This is a genomic window from Burkholderia sp. LFS061, from assembly GCF_047978125.1.
In the GTDB taxonomy this organism is placed as follows: domain Bacteria; phylum Pseudomonadota; class Gammaproteobacteria; order Burkholderiales; family Burkholderiaceae; genus Burkholderia; species Burkholderia pyrrocinia_C.
This window is the reverse complement of the sequence record NZ_JBFPFS010000007.1, coordinates 173,073-189,739: the sequence shown is the minus strand read 5'-3', so window position 1 is coordinate 189,739 and position 16,667 is coordinate 173,073. Positions and strand designations below refer to the sequence as shown.

Annotated in this window: 17 protein-coding genes; 12 read left to right on the top strand and 5 right to left on the bottom strand. The window is 67.1% G+C overall.

The features are described from left to right. Window positions 1-13: 13 nt before the first annotated feature. Window positions 14-1,186: a porin gene (locus ACNQQL_RS09145; protein ID WP_347063915.1), complete on the bottom strand. Its 1,173-nt coding sequence runs from the start codon at window positions 1,184-1,186 to the stop codon at window positions 14-16. Window positions 1,187-1,400: 214 nt separating this feature from the next. Then, a complete protein-coding gene (locus ACNQQL_RS09140) occupies window positions 1,401-3,257 on the bottom strand; it encodes an ABC transporter ATP-binding protein (RefSeq protein WP_347063914.1) in 1,857 nt (618 codons plus the stop codon). 290 nt (window positions 3,258-3,547) lie between these two features. Here ACNQQL_RS09140 and ACNQQL_RS09135 point away from each other — a divergent pair, with 290 nt between their 5' ends. The 6 genes from ACNQQL_RS09135 (at window position 3,548) to ACNQQL_RS09110 (ending at window position 7,831) form a co-directional block, all read left to right on the top strand. Continuing rightward, window positions 3,548-4,114 carry a TetR/AcrR family transcriptional regulator gene (locus ACNQQL_RS09135; RefSeq protein ID WP_204420970.1) on the top strand — a complete coding sequence of 189 codons (567 nt, stop codon included), beginning with the start codon at window positions 3,548-3,550 and terminating at the stop codon, window positions 4,112-4,114. A 223-nt stretch (window positions 4,115-4,337) separates the two neighbouring features. Next, on the top strand, window positions 4,338-4,763 hold the full coding sequence (locus tag ACNQQL_RS09130) for an organic hydroperoxide resistance protein (protein ID WP_204420971.1): 426 nt from the start codon (window positions 4,338-4,340) through the stop codon (window positions 4,761-4,763). A gap of 57 nt (window positions 4,764-4,820) precedes the next feature. Beyond that, entirely contained in the window at window positions 4,821-5,855 is a 1,035-nt protein-coding gene (locus ACNQQL_RS09125) for an alpha/beta hydrolase (protein WP_072440396.1), read from the top strand. A 350-nt stretch (window positions 5,856-6,205) separates the two neighbouring features. Then, window positions 6,206-6,577 carry a CidA/LrgA family protein gene (locus ACNQQL_RS09120; RefSeq protein WP_034182620.1) on the top strand — a complete coding sequence of 124 codons (372 nt, stop codon included), beginning with the start codon at window positions 6,206-6,208 and terminating at the stop codon, window positions 6,575-6,577. Further along, window positions 6,574-7,308: an LrgB family protein gene (locus ACNQQL_RS09115; RefSeq protein ID WP_034182521.1), complete on the top strand. Its 735-nt coding sequence runs from the start codon at window positions 6,574-6,576 to the stop codon at window positions 7,306-7,308. Before ACNQQL_RS09120 ends, ACNQQL_RS09115 begins: the two co-directional genes overlap by 4 nt. A 217-nt stretch (window positions 7,309-7,525) precedes the next feature. Continuing rightward, window positions 7,526-7,831: a hypothetical protein gene (locus ACNQQL_RS09110; protein ID WP_072440397.1), complete on the top strand. Its 306-nt coding sequence runs from the start codon at window positions 7,526-7,528 to the stop codon at window positions 7,829-7,831. 120 nt (window positions 7,832-7,951) lie between these two features. Here the strand turns inward: ACNQQL_RS09110 and wrbA are convergent, their stop codons facing one another. Both wrbA and ACNQQL_RS09100 read right to left on the bottom strand, forming a co-directional pair. Then, entirely contained in the window at window positions 7,952-8,554 is a 603-nt protein-coding gene (wrbA, locus tag ACNQQL_RS09105) for an NAD(P)H:quinone oxidoreductase (RefSeq protein WP_034182519.1), read from the bottom strand. A 61-nt stretch (window positions 8,555-8,615) separates the two neighbouring features. Next, window positions 8,616-9,341 carry a pirin family protein gene (locus ACNQQL_RS09100; RefSeq protein WP_347063913.1) on the bottom strand — a complete coding sequence of 242 codons (726 nt, stop codon included), beginning with the start codon at window positions 9,339-9,341 and terminating at the stop codon, window positions 8,616-8,618. Between the two features lie 128 nt (window positions 9,342-9,469). Here ACNQQL_RS09100 and ACNQQL_RS09095 point away from each other — a divergent pair, with 128 nt between their 5' ends. From ACNQQL_RS09095 to ACNQQL_RS09080, 4 genes are all read left to right on the top strand, one after another. Then, a complete protein-coding gene (locus ACNQQL_RS09095) occupies window positions 9,470-10,387 on the top strand; it encodes a LysR family transcriptional regulator (RefSeq protein WP_347063912.1) in 918 nt (305 codons plus the stop codon). A gap of 93 nt (window positions 10,388-10,480) precedes the next feature. Continuing rightward, a complete protein-coding gene (locus tag ACNQQL_RS09090; RefSeq protein WP_347063911.1) occupies window positions 10,481-11,602 on the top strand; it encodes a Fic family protein in 1,122 nt (373 codons plus the stop codon). A gap of 30 nt (window positions 11,603-11,632) precedes the next feature. Further along, window positions 11,633-11,797, top strand: a complete 165-nt coding sequence (locus ACNQQL_RS09085) for a hypothetical protein (RefSeq protein ID WP_347063910.1) — start codon at window positions 11,633-11,635, stop codon at window positions 11,795-11,797. A gap of 131 nt (window positions 11,798-11,928) precedes the next feature. Continuing rightward, window positions 11,929-12,999, top strand: a complete 1,071-nt coding sequence (locus ACNQQL_RS09080; RefSeq protein ID WP_347063909.1) for a lysozyme inhibitor LprI family protein — start codon at window positions 11,929-11,931, stop codon at window positions 12,997-12,999. Window positions 13,000-13,033: 34 nt separating this feature from the next. Here ACNQQL_RS09080 and ACNQQL_RS09075 read toward each other — a convergent pair whose 3' ends face one another. Beyond that, window positions 13,034-14,119 carry a LacI family DNA-binding transcriptional regulator gene (locus ACNQQL_RS09075; RefSeq protein WP_347063908.1) on the bottom strand — a complete coding sequence of 362 codons (1,086 nt, stop codon included), beginning with the start codon at window positions 14,117-14,119 and terminating at the stop codon, window positions 13,034-13,036. A 241-nt stretch (window positions 14,120-14,360) separates the two neighbouring features. On the opposite strand from ACNQQL_RS09075, the gene rbsK reads away from it, so the two are divergent. Together rbsK and ACNQQL_RS09065 are read left to right on the top strand one after the other, a co-directional pair. Next, window positions 14,361-15,287 carry a ribokinase gene (rbsK, locus tag ACNQQL_RS09070; RefSeq protein ID WP_347063907.1) on the top strand — a complete coding sequence of 309 codons (927 nt, stop codon included), beginning with the start codon at window positions 14,361-14,363 and terminating at the stop codon, window positions 15,285-15,287. Between the two features lie 60 nt (window positions 15,288-15,347). Then, window positions 15,348-16,667 (top strand): MFS transporter, encoded by a 1,320-nt coding sequence (locus ACNQQL_RS09065; RefSeq protein ID WP_072440408.1) that lies wholly within the window; start codon window positions 15,348-15,350, stop codon window positions 16,665-16,667.

Genomic DNA, 16,667 nt, shown 5'->3' with positions numbered 1-16,667 from the left:
AGCGACGTCGCAATCAGAACTTGTGGCGAATCCCGACGATCGCGAGTTCCTGCGTATCGGTGCCGGAGTTCACGCCGTACGAGCCGACCGACGCGGCGGCCTTCACGGTCGCACCGCTCGCGTTGAGCGTGTTGCCGCTCGCCTTCTGATAGCCGAACAGCGCGTACAGGTCGGTGCGTTTCGACAGCGCGTAGTCCGCGCCGAGGTTGACCTGGTTGTAGTGCGCGGAAGCCGGGCCAGTCAGCGACGTGTAGTTGTAGCCGACGCCCGCGCGCAGCGCCGGCGAGAACTGCCAGTTGAAGAACGCCGAGCCGTTGTTGAACTTCGCGTTCTGGCTGAACGCCGACAGCGTGTCCGCACCGTACTGCGTGTTCGAATACGCGAGGCCGAAGGTCGCCGGCCCGGCTACGTACTGGCCGGCCACGCGCACGATCTGGATCGACTTCGCGCTCGAAAAGCCCTGGTTGATCACGGTATTGAACAGCGTGTCCGAGCTGCTCGACCACGTGCGCACGCCGTTGGCGACCGTCGAGCCGCCGTTCGCGTAGAAGAAGCCGGCGCCGAGCGACAGCGGGCCGTTCGCGTAGCTCGCGCCGAAGCTGTACGTGCGGCCGTTGCCGGTGGCGCCCGCGACGCCGCCGAAGCCGTACAGCGCCGCGAACTGGAAGCCCGAGATCAGCGGGCTCGTGTATTTCACCGAGTTGCTGACGCGCTGGCTGTTGTCGTAGTTGTCGAGATCGCCCGGCGTCGCGAATACGCCGCCGAAGTAGTTGTCCTGCGTCAGGCCCTGCACGAGATCGACGACCGGATCGTACTGGCGGCCGAGCGTCACGGTACCGTACGTGCTGCTCGCGAGGCCGACGACGGCCTTGCGGCCGAATTCGCGCTGGCCCTGGCCGAGCGCACCGGTGCCGATGTTGAAGCCGTTCTCGAGCTGGAACAGCGCGGACAGCCCGCTGCCGAGATCCTCGATGCCGCGCAGCCCCCAGCGGCTGCCCGACAGGTTGCCGCTGCTGAACTTGACGAGGCTCGAAGCGTTGCCGCCGTTCGCGTTCTGCGCGTTGTGCACGTATGCGATGCCCGCGTCGGCGATGCCGTACAGCGTGACGCTGCTTTGCGCATGCGCGCCGGCGGCGCAGAGCGCGGCCGGCAGCGCGAGCAGTGCGAATGAGCGGATTCGTTTCATGGTCGGATTCCCCCGTTGGTCGATTTGTCTGACGAGTCGGTGAACGATACGGACAGCGCATCGTCGAGGGAACCAACAAATCTTCGAATCGTTATGAGGCGGCGCGCCGCTCGGGCTGCCGCCGTATGGTTGTGTTGGCAACCGATGCGGCAGAGGCGGGCCTTTTCAGGCGTCTGCGCTATTGGGCACGACGCCTGGCGTTTCGACGCGGCGCCTACTGCTCTGCCCCCTCCGCCTCCGCCGTTTCGCCGAGGAACCCGCCGCTCTGGTGCGCCCACAGCGCCGCATAGATGCCGCCCGCCTGCAGCAGTTGCTGGTGCGTGCCTTCCTCGACGATGCGCCCTTCGTCGAGCACGATCAGCCGGTCCATCGCCGCGATCGTCGACAGCCGGTGCGCGATCGCGATCACCGTCTTGCCGCTCATCAGGCTGTCGAGGCTGCGCTGGATCGCGACTTCGACTTCGGAATCGAGCGCGCTGGTCGCTTCGTCGAGCACCAGGATCGGCGCGTCCTTGAGCATCACGCGCGCGATCGCGACACGCTGCCGCTGGCCGCCCGACAGCTTCACGCCGCGCTCGCCGACCTCGACGTCGTAGCCGCTGCGCCCGTGGCGATCGCGCAGCCGGTCGATGAACTCGGACGCCTCTGCGCGCACGGCCGCGTCCTGCATTTCGCGCTCGGTTGCATCGGGTCGACCGTACAGCAGGTTCTCGCGCATCGTCCGGTGCAGCAGCGACGTATCCTGCGTGACCATGCCGATCGCGCTGCGCAGGCTGTCCTGCGTGACGTGCGCGATGTCCTGCCCGTCGATCCGGATCGTGCCGCCGCCCACGTCGTAGAAGCGCAGCAGCAGGTTCACGAGCGTCGACTTGCCGGCACCCGAGCGGCCGATCAGGCCGATCCGCTCGCCCGGCCGGATCGTCAGGTTCAGCCCGTCGAACACCGCGCGGTCGTTGTCCTCGTGCGCGAACTGCACGTTGTCGAACACGATCCCGCCGCGCTGCACCGCGAGCGGCTTCGCATCGGGCGCGTCGACCACGCTGCGCACCTTCGTCAGCGTGTTGATGCCGTCCTGGATCGTGCCGACGTTCTCGAACAGCTCGGTCATCTCCCACATGATCCAGTGCGAATAGCTCGACAGGCGCAGCGCCATCGCGATCACGGCCGCGACGACGCCCGCGCTCGCTTCGCCATGCATCCACAGATACAGCGCGAGGCCGGTCGAGCCGACCAGCAGCAGCGTCGACAGCAGGTGGTTGACGATCTCGAACGCGCTGACGAGCCGCATCTGCGCGTCGCCGGTCGCCTTGAACGCTTCCATCGCGCGGCGTGCGTGGTCGGCTTCGCGCCGCGTATGCGAGAACAGCTTCACGGTCGTGATGTTCGAATACGCGTCGGTGATGCGGCCCGTCATCAGCGCGCGCGCGTCGGCCTGCCGGCTGCCGACGGCGCCGAGGCGCGGCACGAAAAACGCGCACGCCGCGCCATAGCCGAGCGCCCACAGCGCGAGCGGAATCATCAGCCGCCAGTCGAAGCTCGCCGCAAGCGCGAGGATGCCGATCAGGTAAGCGGCGACGCCGATCACGACGTCGACCGACATGAACAGTGCATCGCGCACGGCGAGCGCGGTCTGCATGATCTTGGTCGTCACGCGGCCGGCGAACTCGTTCGCATAGAACGACAGGCTCTGGTCGAGCATCAGCCGGTGAAACAGCCAGCGCAGCCGCATCGGGAAGTTGATCGCGAGCACCTGGTGCTTGACCATCGTGTGCAGCGCGATCAGCAGCGCGCTGCCGACGAGGATCGCCGCGAAGCCGGCAAGCGTGCCGAAGTGGCGGCCGCCGAACTCCGCCGGCGTCGCCGACGACGACAGCCAGTCGACCACGCGCCCCATCATCGCGAACAGTGCGGCTTCGTACGCGGCCAGCGCGGCCGACGTCAGCGCGATCAGCAGAATCCAGCCGCGGGCGCCTTTCGTGCACGCCCAGACGAACGAAAAGAATCCCTTCGGCGGCGTGACGGGATCTTCGAGCGGGAAAGTCGGCAGGCGCCGTTCAAACCACGAGTACATCGACTGTTCTCCTTATTCGGTCCGACGCAGCGGGCGGGCCGGTGATGCAGGTGCCGGGCGCGACGCGATGTCGGGGTGCTGGCGCGCACTCCGTACCGACCGACGATTGCGTCGTGGTCGCGTCGCCCGGCTGCGAGTGTCGCATCGATTCGATCGGGCTGCAGGCCGGTTGTAAGCAGCCGCGGCTGGGCGGGGCGGCGCGTGCCCGCACCGCCGGGCTTTCGCGACTTTTCATCCCGCCCCAAAAAAAGTCCTTGACTGTCTATCTATGAGTAGATAAAGTTCGATCCATGGAAACGAAACCGACCGTCCGCGAACAGATTCTCGACCACGCGATCACGCTGATGATGCTGCGCGGTTACAACGGCTTCAGCTATCGAGACCTGTCCGACCTGGTGGGCGTGAAGACGTCGAGCATCCACTACTATTTCCCGTCGAAGGACGACCTCGTGCTGGAAGCGGTAGCGGCCTACAGCGACGAAGTCCTCGCGGCCATGCGGGCGATCGATCCGGCGTTGCCGGCCGACGTGAAGCTGAGCCTGTACACGAAGCTGTTCGGCCGGACGCTCGGCGACGGCAACCAGATCTGCCTGTGCGGGATGCTCGCGGCCGACATCGAATCGTTGCCGGAGAACGTGCGGCAGGCCGTGCAGGCATTCTTTAAGGCCAACGAGAGCTGGCTTGCGGAATTGCTGGCGCAGGGCGCGAAGGAAGGCACGCTGCGGTTCAGCGGCAAGCCCGAAACGGCGGCGCGCGCGTTGTACGCGGCGTTCCAGGGCAGCGTGCTGGCCAGCCGGCTGTTTCACACACGGGCGCGTCTCGAGGATGTCGAGGCTGTCTGGAAAACCCGGTCCTGACGGACGGGGCAAGCAGTCAGGCGGTTCGCCGCCTTTTATTGGGCTTTGTTATCTATCTGTTGGTAGATAGATGATCGGGGCAGGTGGATTGCCCGCCTGCATTTTTGGGGGATGTTTATCTATCTATGAGTAGATAAACAAGCGTGACGCCGGCGGCCAGGCTGTCGGCGCGCGGTCCCGGGTTGGAAAGCTGTTTCATTCACTGATTGAAAAGGAGTCTGTCATGTCGATCGAAAAAGTGCTGTACCGCGCCCATGCAAAGGCCACCGGCGGCCGCGACGGCCGTGCCACGGTGCCCGAAAGCGGCCTGGACCTGAAGCTGACCACGCCGCGCGAACTCGGCGGCGCGGGCGGCGCAGGCGCGAACCCCGAGCAACTGTTCGCGGCCGGCTATAGCGCGTGCTTCATCGGTGCGATGAAGTTCGTCGCGGCCCGCGACAAGATCGCGATCCCCGCGGATGCCGCCATCGAAGGCAGCGTCGGCATCGGCGCGATCCCGAACGGTTTCGGCATTGAAGTCGAACTGAAGATCTCGCTGCCGGGCCTCGATCGCGACGCCGCGCAAACGTTGATCGACCGTGCACACGTCGTCTGCCCGTACTCGAACGCGACGCGCGGCAACATCGACGTCACGTTGACGCTCGTCTGATCGCACGTACTACGAACCATTGATCGCCATTCACCGGTTAAGCCAAGGAGTTTCGTCATGAAGATCGTCAAGCCGCTGCTGATCGCCGCCGCTGTTGCAGCCACGTTGTCCACCGCGTCCGCCGCATTCGCCGCCGGCGCCGAAGCCGTCCGGCCCGACGCGGCGACGAGCGGGTTCCTCGCCGCGCTGAACGGCCAGAAGGGCCCCGGCCTCGAAACGTTGAGCCCCGCGAAGGCACGCCAGGTGCTGGTCGACGCGCAGAACGGCGCGAAGGTCGACCTGTCGGGCATCGACGTGTCGAACCGCACGATCGAGCAGGACGGCTTGTCGGTGCCGATCACGATCGTTCGCCCACAAGGCGCGACGGGCACGCTGCCGGTGTTCATGTTCTTCCACGGCGGCGGCTGGATTCTCGGCGACTTCCCGACGCATGAACGCCTCGTGCGCGATCTCGTCGTGCAGTCGGGCGCCGTCGCGGTATTCGTGAATTACACGCCCTCGCCGGAAGCGCATTACCCGGTCGCGATCAACCAGGCGTATGCGGCGACGAAGTGGGTAGCCGCGCACGGCGCGGAGATCGGTGTCGACGGCAGCCGCCTCGCGGTGGTCGGCAACAGCGTCGGCGGGAACATGGCGGCCGTGGTGTCGCTGATGGCGAAGGACAAGGGCGGCCCCGCGATCCGTTTCCAGGGCCTGATGTGGCCCGTCACGGACCACGACTTCAATACGGGCTCGTACAACGCGTATCAGCAGGGTCACTTCCTGACGCGGCCGATGATGAAGTGGTTCTGGGACGCCTACACGAAGAACGAAGCGCAACGCAACGACATCTACGCGTCGCCGCTGCGTGCGAGCACCGCGCAGTTGAAGGGCCTGCCGCCCGCGCTGATCCAGGTCGCGCAGTTCGACGTGCTGCGCGACGAAGGCGAAGCATATGGCCGCAAGCTCGACGCGGCCGGTGTCGACGCGACGACCACGCGCTACGACGGCACGATTCATGATTTCGGTCTGCTGAACGCGCTGGCTGCGGATGCACCGACGAAGGCCGCGACGAAGGCGCTGGCGAATGAAATCGCGACTCGGCTGAAGTAACGTGGCGGGTGGCATTCGAATTCGAAAGAATGCATTCGAATGCGAACGACGAAGCGGCGGGCTCATGCCCGCCGTTTTTGCATGCGGACGACGGGCGTGGCGAAAGGTGACGCCACTCGCGTCCGGACCGTCGCGCGATCGCTCCTTCGTCTCGCCCGGTTCCGCCCGCTCTCCTGGCTGATCCGACCGGATTGAAACGGCGGAACCGGGATCTCGCAATCGTGCGATTGCGCCGTCGCGACCAGCCGCATGCATTGTTGATACGATCGCGCATATCGTTCACGCCGGCGCCGCAAGCCGCCGGCCCGGCGGCCGCGCGGACTCGCGGCCAACTTCGGGAGAAGCGGTTCATGCTGCAGGCGTTCGCGGTCTTGCTGGTCTTCCAGTGTCTAGGGGAAGGCGTGTCCTATCTGTTCGCCCTGCCGGTGCCGGGCCCGGTGATCGGCATGCTGCTGCTGTTCGGCTTCGTGATGCTGCGTCCGCAGGTGGCCGACGCGATCGAGCCGACCGCGCTCGAGCTGCTGCGCCACCTGTCGCTGCTGTTCGTGCCGGCCGGCGTCGGCATCATGGTGTCGGCCGACCGCGTGCGCGGCGATGCGGTGGCGGTCGTCGTCGCGCTGGCGGTGAGCACCACGCTCGCGATCGCCGTGACGGCGCTCGTCACGCGTGCGCTGCTGCGGCGCCAGCGCCGCGCGGACGGCACCGCGGAGCGCACGCAATGACGGCCTTCCCGAAACTCGGCGCGATCTGGGTCTATCTCGCGGCGACCCCGCTGCTGGGCCTGACCATCACGTTGATCGCATATCTGTTCGCGCAGGCCGTTTATGCACGGGCGCGCTTCAACCCGCTCGCGAACCCCGTGCTGATCGCGGTCGCGCTGATCGTCGTGCTGCTGACGATCACGCATACGCCGTACCCGACCTATTTCGAAGGCGCGCAGTTCGTCCATTTCCTGCTCGGCCCCGCGACCGTCGCGCTCGCGCTGCCGCTGTACCGGCAGTGGTCGAAGCTGCGGCGCAGCGCGCTGCCGCTGCTCGTCGGCCTGCTCGCGGGCTCGCTGACAGCGATCGTGTCGGCGGTCGGCATCGCCGCGCTGTTCGGCGCATCGCACCAGACGATCGCGTCGCTCGCGCCGAAATCGGCGACGACGCCGATCGCGATGGCCGTCGCCGCGGAGATCGGCGGCATTCCGTCGCTGACCGCCGTGCTCGTGATCTCGACCGGGATCTTCGGCGCGGTGTGCGCGCGCGGGATCCTCAACGCGCTGCGGATCGACGAGCCGGCCGTGCGCGGCTTCGCGCTCGGCGTCGCGTCGCACGGGATCGGCACCGCGCGCGCGTTTCAGGTCAGCGAGGAGGCCGGCGCGTTCGCCGGGCTCGGAATGGGGCTGAACGGCGTGCTGACGGCGTTCGTCGTGCCGATCCTGCTGCCGGTGCTGTCGCGCTGGGTCTGAGCGCCGGGTTATCGGTTTCCCTGATGGGCGCAGACGGCATGGCGACACGACGGCGTGCCCGGCGCGCATGTATCGCTGTCGTTATCAGGAAAATTCAGGAACGCACACGGACATTTGCGCAGCGATCGGCTAACGTTGCATCGGCGCCGTCGTCGCAAGCCGTCGCGTGCGCGCTGATATTCGACCCACAACCAACAATCGACAAGGAGATCCGGCCATGAAGAAGTCTCGCGTGGTTTCAGTGGCAGCAGCAGTAACGGCGTCGTTCGGTCTGCTGTTGACCGCCGCGCCGGCGGCATACGCGCAGGATCCGGCGTCCGCGCCGACGCAGAAGCAGCTCGACAAGGCGCAGAAGAAGGCGGCACGCAAGGCGGCCCGGGCGCGCCACGCGTCGGACCTGAAGGCGATCGGCACCGGCAGCGGCTACCGGCTGACCAACGACCAGAGCAACTATCCGCAGAACGCCGTGCAGAAGGCGCCCGCGACGAAGGCGGCGCCCGCCGCGCCGGCGTCGGGGCAGTAACGGCCGGCAAACACGCACGAACGGACGGCGCCGGGTTGCCCCGGCGCCGTCCGTTCGTGTGCGGTTTCCCGGGAATGCCGGACCGTGTGCGGCCGGCGGATTCCCGGATGGTGCGACGCGTTACGACGCGAGCTTGCTCGCGAGTTCCGCGACGTGCTTGCCCTGGTAGCGCGCGATTTCGAGTTCGTTCGCGCTCGGCTGGCGGCTGCCGTCCGCGCCTGCGAGCGTCGTCGCGCCGTACGGCGTGCCGCCGGTGATTTCGTTCATGTTGACGAGCCCGCTGCACGCATACGGCACGCCCACGATCACCATCCCCTGGTGCAGCAGCGTCGTGTGGAACGACGTGATCGTCGTTTCCTGGCCGCCGTGCTGCGTGCCGGTCGACGCGAACACGCTGCCGATCTTGCCGACGAGTGCGCCCTTCATCCACAGGCCGCCGGTCTGGTCGAGGAACGTGCGCATCTGGCCGGCCATGTTGCCGAAGCGGGTCGGCGTGCCGAAGATGATCGCATCGTAATCGGCGAGTTCGTCCACCGTGGCGACCGGTGCGGCCTGGTCGACCTTCACGCCGATCGCCCTGGCCTGGTCGACGGGGATCGTTTCCGGCACGCGCTTGAGCGCGACTTCGACGCCGGGCACCGATTTCGCGCCTTCCGCGACGTGTTGCGCCATCGTTTCGACGTGCCCGTAGGACGAGTAGTAAAGAACGAGTACCTTGGCCATGATGCGAATCTCCGATTAAAAGGGCCCCGCGTTCGGCGGGGCCCGGTTTCCCGAACGGGGGTTATGCCCACTCGGCCGTCACTTCGACCGGGCGCAGGTCGAACACCAGCACTTCGGCATCGTTGCCGTCGGCGAGCGTCAGCGCCTGTTCGCCGCGGATGCGCGCGCCGTCGCCTTCGCCGAGCGTCACGCCGTTGACCGTCACGCTGCCGCGTGCAACGTGCACGTAAGCAAAGCGGTCCGGTGCCAGTTCCAGCGTCGCGCGCTCATCGCCGTCGAACAGGCCCGCGTAGATCCGCGTGTCCTGCCGGATCTTCAGCGAACCGGTGTCGCCGTTCGGCGACACGACCAGCGTGAGCTTGCCGCGCTTTTCGTCGGCCGCGACGTTCGTCTGCTGATAACGCGGCTCGGCACCCTTTTCGGCCGGCCCGACCCAGATCTGCAGGAAGTGGACCCCCGCGTCCGGCGAGTGGTTGAACTCGCTGTGGCGCACGCCCGTGCCCGCGCTCATCAGTTGCACGTCGCCCGGCACGATCACCGATCCGGTGCCCATCGAGTCCTTGTGTTCCAGCGCGCCGTCGAGCACGTACGACAGGATCTCCATGTCGCGGTGCGGGTGCGTGCCGAAGCCGCGGCCCGGTGCGACGCGGTCGTCGTTGATCACGAGCAGGTCGGAGAAGCCGACTTGCTTCGGATCGTAGTAATTCGCGAACGAAAACGTATGACGGGAGCTGAGCCAGCCATGCTCCGCACGGCCACGTTGGTTTGCTGCACGGATTTCGATCATGATTTCTGTCCTTGAAGTCGCCGGGCCTCGGAAGTGGGTCCGGCCGTTCGTTGAGATGAATCTTAGGTCAATCGATTTGACAAATAAATGGCTGTAGAGATAATGACTGTCGCTATGGAGTGGACAATATGGAACTCAACGATCTGAGGATCTTCGTCGCGACGGTCGACGCGGGCAGCTTCACGGCGGCGGCCGACCAGCTGATGCTGTCCAAGCAGTTCGTCAGCCGGCGCACGATGGCGCTGGAGGCGTCGCTCGGCGTGCGGCTTCTGCACCGCAACACGCGCAATCTCGCGGTGACCGAATCGGGGCAGGAGTTTTATGCGCGGGCGCAGCGGATCCTTGCCGAGATCGCCGACGCCGAGCAGGCAATGTCGGTGCGCAGCACCGAGCTGCACGGTTCGCTGAAGATCAGCGCGCCGCTGTCGTTCGGGATCACGCACGTGTCGCCGCTGATCGCCGAATTCCTGTCCACGCACCCGGCCGTGCGGCTGAACCTCGACCTGACCGACCGGCGCGTCGACCTGATCGGCGAGGGCTTCGATCTCGTGCTGCGGATCGGCTCGCTCGAGGATTCGACGTTGATCGCGCGCCCGCTCGGCGCGTGGCGGATGATCGCGTGCGCGAGCCCTGCCTATCTGAAGCGGCAGGGCACGCCCGAAACACCGGCCGATCTCGCCGGCCATACGTGCCTGCTGTACGGGCGCGAGAGGCGCGTCGGCTGGGAATTCCGCGTCGATGGCGCGGCGCGCACGTTCGACGTGCAGGGGCCGCTCGTCGCGAACAATGGCGAAGTGGTGCGCGATGCGGCGATCGCGGGGCTCGGCATCGTGCTGCTGCCGCACTTCATCGTCGGCGCGGCGCTCGACAGCGGCGCGCTCGTGCCGGTGCTCGAAGCGTATGCGCCGCCGCCGATCACGCTCAATGCGGTGTTTCCGCAGCACCGCGAAGGATTCGTCACGCTGCGCACGTTCATCGGGTTTCTCGCGGAACGGCTTGGCGAGGCTGCGCCGGCGGCGAAGGGCGGGGCGGGCAGGCGGCGGTAGCGGGCGAGGTGCGGTGAATAGACGCGTTATTCTCCGCAGATATTGCGGAGAATATTGAGCCATGCGGTGAATCGGTGGGATAATCTCCGCATCATGAGCGGAGATTACACCTTCGTCTGGGAGGCGGCCGACTGGCCCGCATGGCGCTTCGACCTCCCGGCACTCGCCACGTCACTCGCCGACGTCAGCCGTGCGCAAGGCATGCTGGCCGGGCGGCTGGCGGATATCGGCCTGGCGCTGCGCGATGAGGCCAGCCTGGTCGCGCTGACGGAGGACGTCGTCAAGACCAGCGCCATCGAGGGCGAAAACCTGAGCGTCGCATCGGTCCGATCGTCGATTGCACGCCGGCTCGGGGTCGATATCGGCGCACTGGCGCCGGTCGATCGCCACGTCGAGGGCGTGGTCGACATGGTGCTGGATGCGACGACCCATTCGGCGACGCCGGTCACCGAAAGCCGTCTGTTCGGATGGCATGCAGCCCTTTTCCCGACCGGCTATTCCGGGATGTCGCGGATCGCGGTCGGCGCATGGCGTACGGATGCGAGCGGGCCGATGCAGGTCGTGTCCGGGCCGATCGGCCGACAGCGCGTGCATTTCGAAGCACCGCCCGCCGCGCGTCTCGCGAACGAGGTCGGGCGCTTTCTCGCGTGGCTCAATGCCGCGCCGGTCGAGCCTTTACTGATCCGCGCCGGCCTGGCCCATCTGTGGTTCGTCACGCTTCACCCGTTCGACGACGGCAACGGCCGTATCGCGCGAGCGCTCGGGGATCTGGTCCTGGCGCGCGCCGATCGGAGTCCGCAGCGCTTCTATAGCCTGTCGGCGCAAATCCAGCGCGAGCGTGACGTGTATTACGACGTGCTGGAGCGTACGCAGCGCGGTTCGCTCGACGTCACCGAATGGCTCGCGTGGTTTTTGAATGCACTCGGCAGGGCCGTCGATCACGCTCACACGACGCTCGACGCGGTCCTGGTCAAGGCGCGCTTCTGGCAGCGATGTGCGGGCTTCGCGATGAACGAGCGTCAGGTCAAGGTCATGAATCGCTTGCTCGACGGCTTCGAAGGGAAGTTGACGACCACCAAGTGGGCGGCTCTCGCAAAGTGTTCGCAAGACACGGCGCTGCGCGACATCACGGAACTCGTCGGGCACGGTGTGCTGCTTCGTTCGTCGTCCGGCGGGCGGAGCACGAGTTACGAGCTGGTGCCGTTCGACGGCTGACGCCTGCTCGCACCGTAACCGGCTTCGACGTTGGATGCCGCGCAGGCGCCGCCTGCCGCACCCGCGCACGAACGCGATGACGTAATGGTGTTCATCGGGAACATCGATGCCGTCGTGGAAGCTGCATCGCGCGACGGCATCGTGCAATGCAGCGTGGCCGCCGGAACGGTTGCGATGACATCGAACGTCGATTGATCGGCGTCGCGCATTCGGGTTACGCTGCGGCGGGCGACGGCATGCGTCGCATGTCGGGCCGGGCGTTTTTACCTTGAATGTCGCGTGCAGGTAGCTTCTACGGGCGCGCGACCCAGCGACGATCCAAGCCGATGACCATCCAGAATCGATCGAACGCGCGCGGGCAAGCCGCGATTCCCGCATGTGATACGCGGTACTTGCACCTGCGATTCATCGCGGCGGCCGCGCTGCTGACGCTGTTGCCGATCGCCGCGCATGCAGCCGGCTTCGACTGCGCGAAGGCCGCTTCGCCGACCGAGAAGACGATCTGCGCGGACGCCGCGCTGTCGAAGCTCGACGGTGACCTTGCAGCGGCGTGGAAGAAGGCGCTCGCGAAAGGCGGCGATACGGCCGGGCTGAAGGCCGCACAGTTGAAGTGGCTCAAGCAGCGCGACCAGTGCGGCACCGAAGCGCCGTGCCTCGGCGACCGCTATCGCGAACGGCTCGCGAGCCTGAACGGCACGCCGCTTGCCGCCGATCGCTGGCAACAGACCCGGTACCTGACGAGCGACAACCCGTCGGTCGGCGGCGTCCTGACGTTCACCGGCACGGCGCCGCGGCTGCATTTCGAGCTGGGCGCCAACAACGGCGCGAATACCGGCGGGCTCGACGGCGACATCGTGCTGCACGGCGACAGCGGCACCTACCGCAACGACAAATGCCGGCTCGATTTCGACCGGAAGGGTGGGCGCATCCGCGTCACGCAACAGGGTGGGGATTTCGATTGCGGCGCCGGCGCGGGCGTCGTCTACGCGGGCGACTACGTGACCGCGTCGCAGTTCCAGGCCAGGCCGCAGGCCGACCTGCTGAGCCTCAAGGTCGTGACCGACGCGACGCAGAACGCGACCGCGCACAAGCTGCTTGGCGCCGATTACCCGACGCTCGTCGACATGGTCAATGACAGCGCCGACGAAAAGGATCTCGACGGGCTGAATGCGCGCGTGAAGTCGTATTGGGTGCGCGGTATCGCGACGACGAACGCGGCGATCGTGATGAGCCGCGGTACCGATCTGTGGATCGGGCTGCTCGTGTTCGATGCGCAGAACAAGGTCCGGATGCGTTATTACTCGAACGCGCAGGCGTGGAAGAAAACCGTGCCGAAGACCATCCAGGCGTGGCACGACAATCTCGACAGGACGCTGCCGATCGACGTGATGCAGTGAGCGCGCGGGACGGCCGGAGCCGCTCGACGCGTCTTCATTCTTTGCGCGATGCGCGAGCCCGCGCCGGCGGCGCGGTCGATTCCCGTATGCGCAACTCCGGCATGACGGCTCGACCGGGTCCCGTTACGCCGTTCTCGAGCGCATCGAGCAACGCATGCGCGGCCTGCCGCCCGATCGCATCGGTGTCGACCCACATCGTCGTCAGCGGCGGCCGGATCTCGCGCGCGAGCGCGATGTCGTCGAACCCGGTGATCGACAATTGCGCGGGCACGTCGATGCCGAGCGCCTGCGCCTCGAGCAACGCGCCGAGCGCGAGCGCGTCGTTGCCGCAGATCACGGCCGTCGGCCGCGTCGCCGCGTCGCTGTCGGCGATCGCGCGCAGGCTCGCCCGCCCGAACGCGATCGTGGCCGCGCCTTCGTGCTGATGCACGGGGCGCACCGCGAGCCCGTGCGCGGCAAGCGTGTCGTGAATGCCGCGCAGGCGGGCCTGCACACGGTCGTTGTCGGCCGACGGCTGCATGATGATCGCGAAATCGTGGTGGCCGAGGTCGAGCAGGTGCGTGGTGAGCCGCGCGAACGCCGCGCGGTTGTCGAAGCCGATGCAGCAGTGCGGGCTGTCGTCGCGATAGGCGTACGTGACGACGTACGGCACGCCGTGCATCGCAAGCAGTTCGAACAATTCCGGCGGATACGCTTCGCCGACCAGCGATACGGCTTCGACGCCGCGCGACAGCATCGCGCGCACCTGCGCCAGCGCCTGAGCGGGATCGTAGTTCGAGCAGCCGAGAAACAGCGTGATGCCGTGCTCGGCCATGACCGTCTGCATGCCCGCGACCTGCGACGCGAACACCTGGTCGTCGAGCGTCGGAATGATCGCGCCGGTGATGTGGGTGCGCGTGGACGCGAGCGCACGGCCGGCCGCATTCGGAATCCAGTTCAGTGCGCGCGCCGCGTCGCGCACGCGCTGCTGCACGTCGGCCGACACCTTGCCGGGATCGTTGTACACGCGCGAGACGGTCGCGGTCGACACGCCGGCCAGCTTCGCGACGTCACCGAGCACCGAGCGGCCGCTGCCGCGGCGCGCACGGGACGCGCCGCCGCGGGACGGGGGCGTGCTCATCGGCCGTCTCCCTGCGCGGCGGTGTTGCCGACGCCGCGCGCTGCCAAAAGCGTCATTGTTTACCCTCGATTCATGGTGGTCCCGCTTGCATCCCGATTCGATCCTGTGAGAATGTAAGCGCTATCTTGATGGTGTTCCGTATTATGTCAGACACATATTCCATCCGTATCGCGAAATTTTCATCGACGACGGCCTTCCCGGCCGTTTTGTCCACTTCAAATGTAAGCGGTTACATCGAGAAATGAACAGCGCCCGTTCACCGCATATCGCTGTCGTCGGCAGCGTGAACATCGACCTCGTCACGCGTGCGCCGCGCCTGCCGGTGCCGGGCGAGACGCTGCTCGGCACTGAATTCCAGACCGATCACGGCGGCAAGGGGGCGAACCAGGCGGTTGCGGCCGCGCGTCTGGGTGCGTCGGTCGCGATGATCGGCTGCGTTGGCGACGACGCGTTCGGTGTGCGCCTGCACGGCGCGCTGGCGGCTGAACGGATCGACGTGACGCACCTGCATCGCATCGGCGGCACGTCGACCGGCGTTGCCGCGATCACGGTCGACGACGGCGGCGCGAACAGCATCGTCGTCGTGCCCGGCGCGAATGCGTGCCTCGACGCCGGCCGGATCGACGCGGCGCGCGAAACGATCGCCGGGGCGGCGCTGCTGGTATGCCAGCTCGAAGTGCCGATCGCGACCGTGGCGCACGCGATTGCCTGTGCGAGCGCGTGCCACACGCCGGTGCTGCTCAATCCCGCGCCTGCGCAGCCGCTGTTCGACGCGTTGCTGGCGCGAGTCGACTACCTCGTCGTCAACGAAACCGAAGCCGAGTCGCTGACCGGCATCGCCGTCGGCGACGATGCGTCGGCCGTGCGCGCCGCCGATGCGCTGTGCTCGAAGGGCGTCGGCAACGTGCTGGTCACGCTCGGCGCGCGCGGCGTGTGCTGGCGCGGCAGCGCAGGGAACGGCCGCCATCGTGCGATGTCGGTGACGGCCGTCGATACGACCGCGGCCGGCGACACGTTCGTCGGCGGGTTCGCGGCCGCCCGCGCAGACGGCGCGTCGATGGACGACGCGATCGGCTTCGGTCAGCGTGCGGCCGCGATCAGCGTCACGCGCTACGGCGCGCAGACCTCGATCCCGACGCACGAAGAAGTGACACGGATGGATACCTGAATTCCGCAAGCGACGGAATGGCCGGAACCGGCCGATACCCGAGACATGGAGACAAACGTAATGAGCGAAAACCAGACTGTTCCGCACGCGCCGCCGCGTATCCGGCGCGGGCAACGCATCGCGCTCGCGCTGTTGATGGCGAGCGGGATCGTCAATTATCTCGATCGCGGCACGCTGGCTGTCGCGAGCTCGGCGATCCGGGGCGATCTCGGCTTGTCGCTCGCGCAGATGGGGCTGCTGCTGTCGGCGTTCTCGTGGAGCTATGCGCTGTGCCAGTTTCCGGTCGGCGGGCTCGTCGACCGCATCGGTCCGCGCCGGCTGCTCGGCATCGGGCTGATCGTCTGGTCGTTCGCGCAGGCGGCCGGCGGCATCGTGTCCACCTTCGGCTGGTTCATCGTCGCGCGCATCGTGCTCGGCATCGGCGAGGCGCCGCAGTTCCCGTCGGCCGCGCGGGTGGTGAGCAACTGGTTTCCGCTGCGCGCGCGCGGCACGCCGACCGGGATCTTCAACGCCGCGTCGCCGCTCGGCACCGCGCTCGCGCCGTTGCTGCTGTCGATCCTCGTCGCATCGTTCGACTGGCGCTGGGCGTTCATTGCGACGGGCGCAGCGGGTCTTGTCGTCGCCGTCGTCTGGTTTGCGCTGTACCGCGATCCGGTGCGCGCGCAACTGACCGTGGACGAGCGCAGCTATCTCGATGCCGATGCGCAGAGCGTCGTCGCGGCGCCGAAACTGACTTTCGGCGAATGGCGCAGCCTGTTCTCGCACGGCACGACCTGGGGGATGCTGATCGGTTTTTTCGGTTCCGTGTACCTGAACTGGGTGTACCTGACCTGGCTGCCCGGGTACCTGACGATGGAGCGGCACATGAGCCTGATCCGCACCGGGTTTGCCGCGTCGGTGCCGTTCCTGTGCGGGTTCGTCGGCTCGCTGGTCGCCGGCTGGCTGTCGGACGTGGTCACGCGTCGCAGCCGTTCGCCGGTCGTGAGCCGGCGCAATGCGGTGGTGGTCGCGATGCTCGGGATGGTCGCGTTCACGATCCCGGCCGCGCTCGTGCAGAGCAACGCGGTCGCGCTCGCATGCATTTCGGTCGTGATCTTTCTCGCCAACGCGGCGTCGGCCTCGTCGTGGGCGCTCGCGACGGCGGCCGCGCCGCCGAGCCGTGTCGCGTCACTCGGCGCGATCCAGAATTTCGGCGGTTTCATCGGCGGCGCGCTCGCGCCGATCCTGACGGGCATCATTGCGCAGAAGTGGTCGTTCGTGCCCGCGCTGCTGACCGCCGCGGCGATCGCGTTCGCCGGTGCGATGGCTTACCTGCTGCTGGTGCGCAAGCCGATTCCCGAGCAGGCGGCGAATGCCGCGCACGGACCGTTGCCGGCCTGA

Excerpts from the sequence above, each read along its gene's own strand:
- ACNQQL_RS09145 (WP_347063915.1), bottom strand. The coding sequence starts at position 1,186 with ATGAAACGAATCCGCTCATTCGCACTGCTCGCGCTGCCGGCCGCGCTC.
- ACNQQL_RS09140 (WP_347063914.1), bottom strand. The coding sequence starts at position 3,257 with ATGTACTCGTGGTTTGAACGGCGCCTGCCGACTTTCCCGCTCGAAGAT.
- ACNQQL_RS09135 (WP_204420970.1), top strand. The coding sequence starts at position 3,548 with ATGGAAACGAAACCGACCGTCCGCGAACAGATTCTCGACCACGCGATC.
- ACNQQL_RS09130 (WP_204420971.1), top strand. The coding sequence starts at position 4,338 with ATGTCGATCGAAAAAGTGCTGTACCGCGCCCATGCAAAGGCCACCGGC.
- ACNQQL_RS09125 (WP_072440396.1), top strand. The coding sequence starts at position 4,821 with ATGAAGATCGTCAAGCCGCTGCTGATCGCCGCCGCTGTTGCAGCCACG.
- ACNQQL_RS09120 (WP_034182620.1), top strand. The coding sequence starts at position 6,206 with ATGCTGCAGGCGTTCGCGGTCTTGCTGGTCTTCCAGTGTCTAGGGGAA.
- ACNQQL_RS09115 (WP_034182521.1), top strand. The coding sequence starts at position 6,574 with ATGACGGCCTTCCCGAAACTCGGCGCGATCTGGGTCTATCTCGCGGCG.
- ACNQQL_RS09110 (WP_072440397.1), top strand. The coding sequence starts at position 7,526 with ATGAAGAAGTCTCGCGTGGTTTCAGTGGCAGCAGCAGTAACGGCGTCG.
- wrbA (WP_034182519.1), bottom strand. The coding sequence starts at position 8,554 with ATGGCCAAGGTACTCGTTCTTTACTACTCGTCCTACGGGCACGTCGAA.
- ACNQQL_RS09100 (WP_347063913.1), bottom strand. The coding sequence starts at position 9,341 with ATGATCGAAATCCGTGCAGCAAACCAACGTGGCCGTGCGGAGCATGGC.
- ACNQQL_RS09095 (WP_347063912.1), top strand. The coding sequence starts at position 9,470 with ATGGAACTCAACGATCTGAGGATCTTCGTCGCGACGGTCGACGCGGGC.
- ACNQQL_RS09090 (WP_347063911.1), top strand. The coding sequence starts at position 10,481 with ATGAGCGGAGATTACACCTTCGTCTGGGAGGCGGCCGACTGGCCCGCA.
- ACNQQL_RS09080 (WP_347063909.1), top strand. The coding sequence starts at position 11,929 with ATGACCATCCAGAATCGATCGAACGCGCGCGGGCAAGCCGCGATTCCC.
- ACNQQL_RS09075 (WP_347063908.1), bottom strand. The coding sequence starts at position 14,119 with ATGAGCACGCCCCCGTCCCGCGGCGGCGCGTCCCGTGCGCGCCGCGGC.
- rbsK (WP_347063907.1), top strand. The coding sequence starts at position 14,361 with ATGAACAGCGCCCGTTCACCGCATATCGCTGTCGTCGGCAGCGTGAAC.
- ACNQQL_RS09065 (WP_072440408.1), top strand. The coding sequence starts at position 15,348 with ATGAGCGAAAACCAGACTGTTCCGCACGCGCCGCCGCGTATCCGGCGC.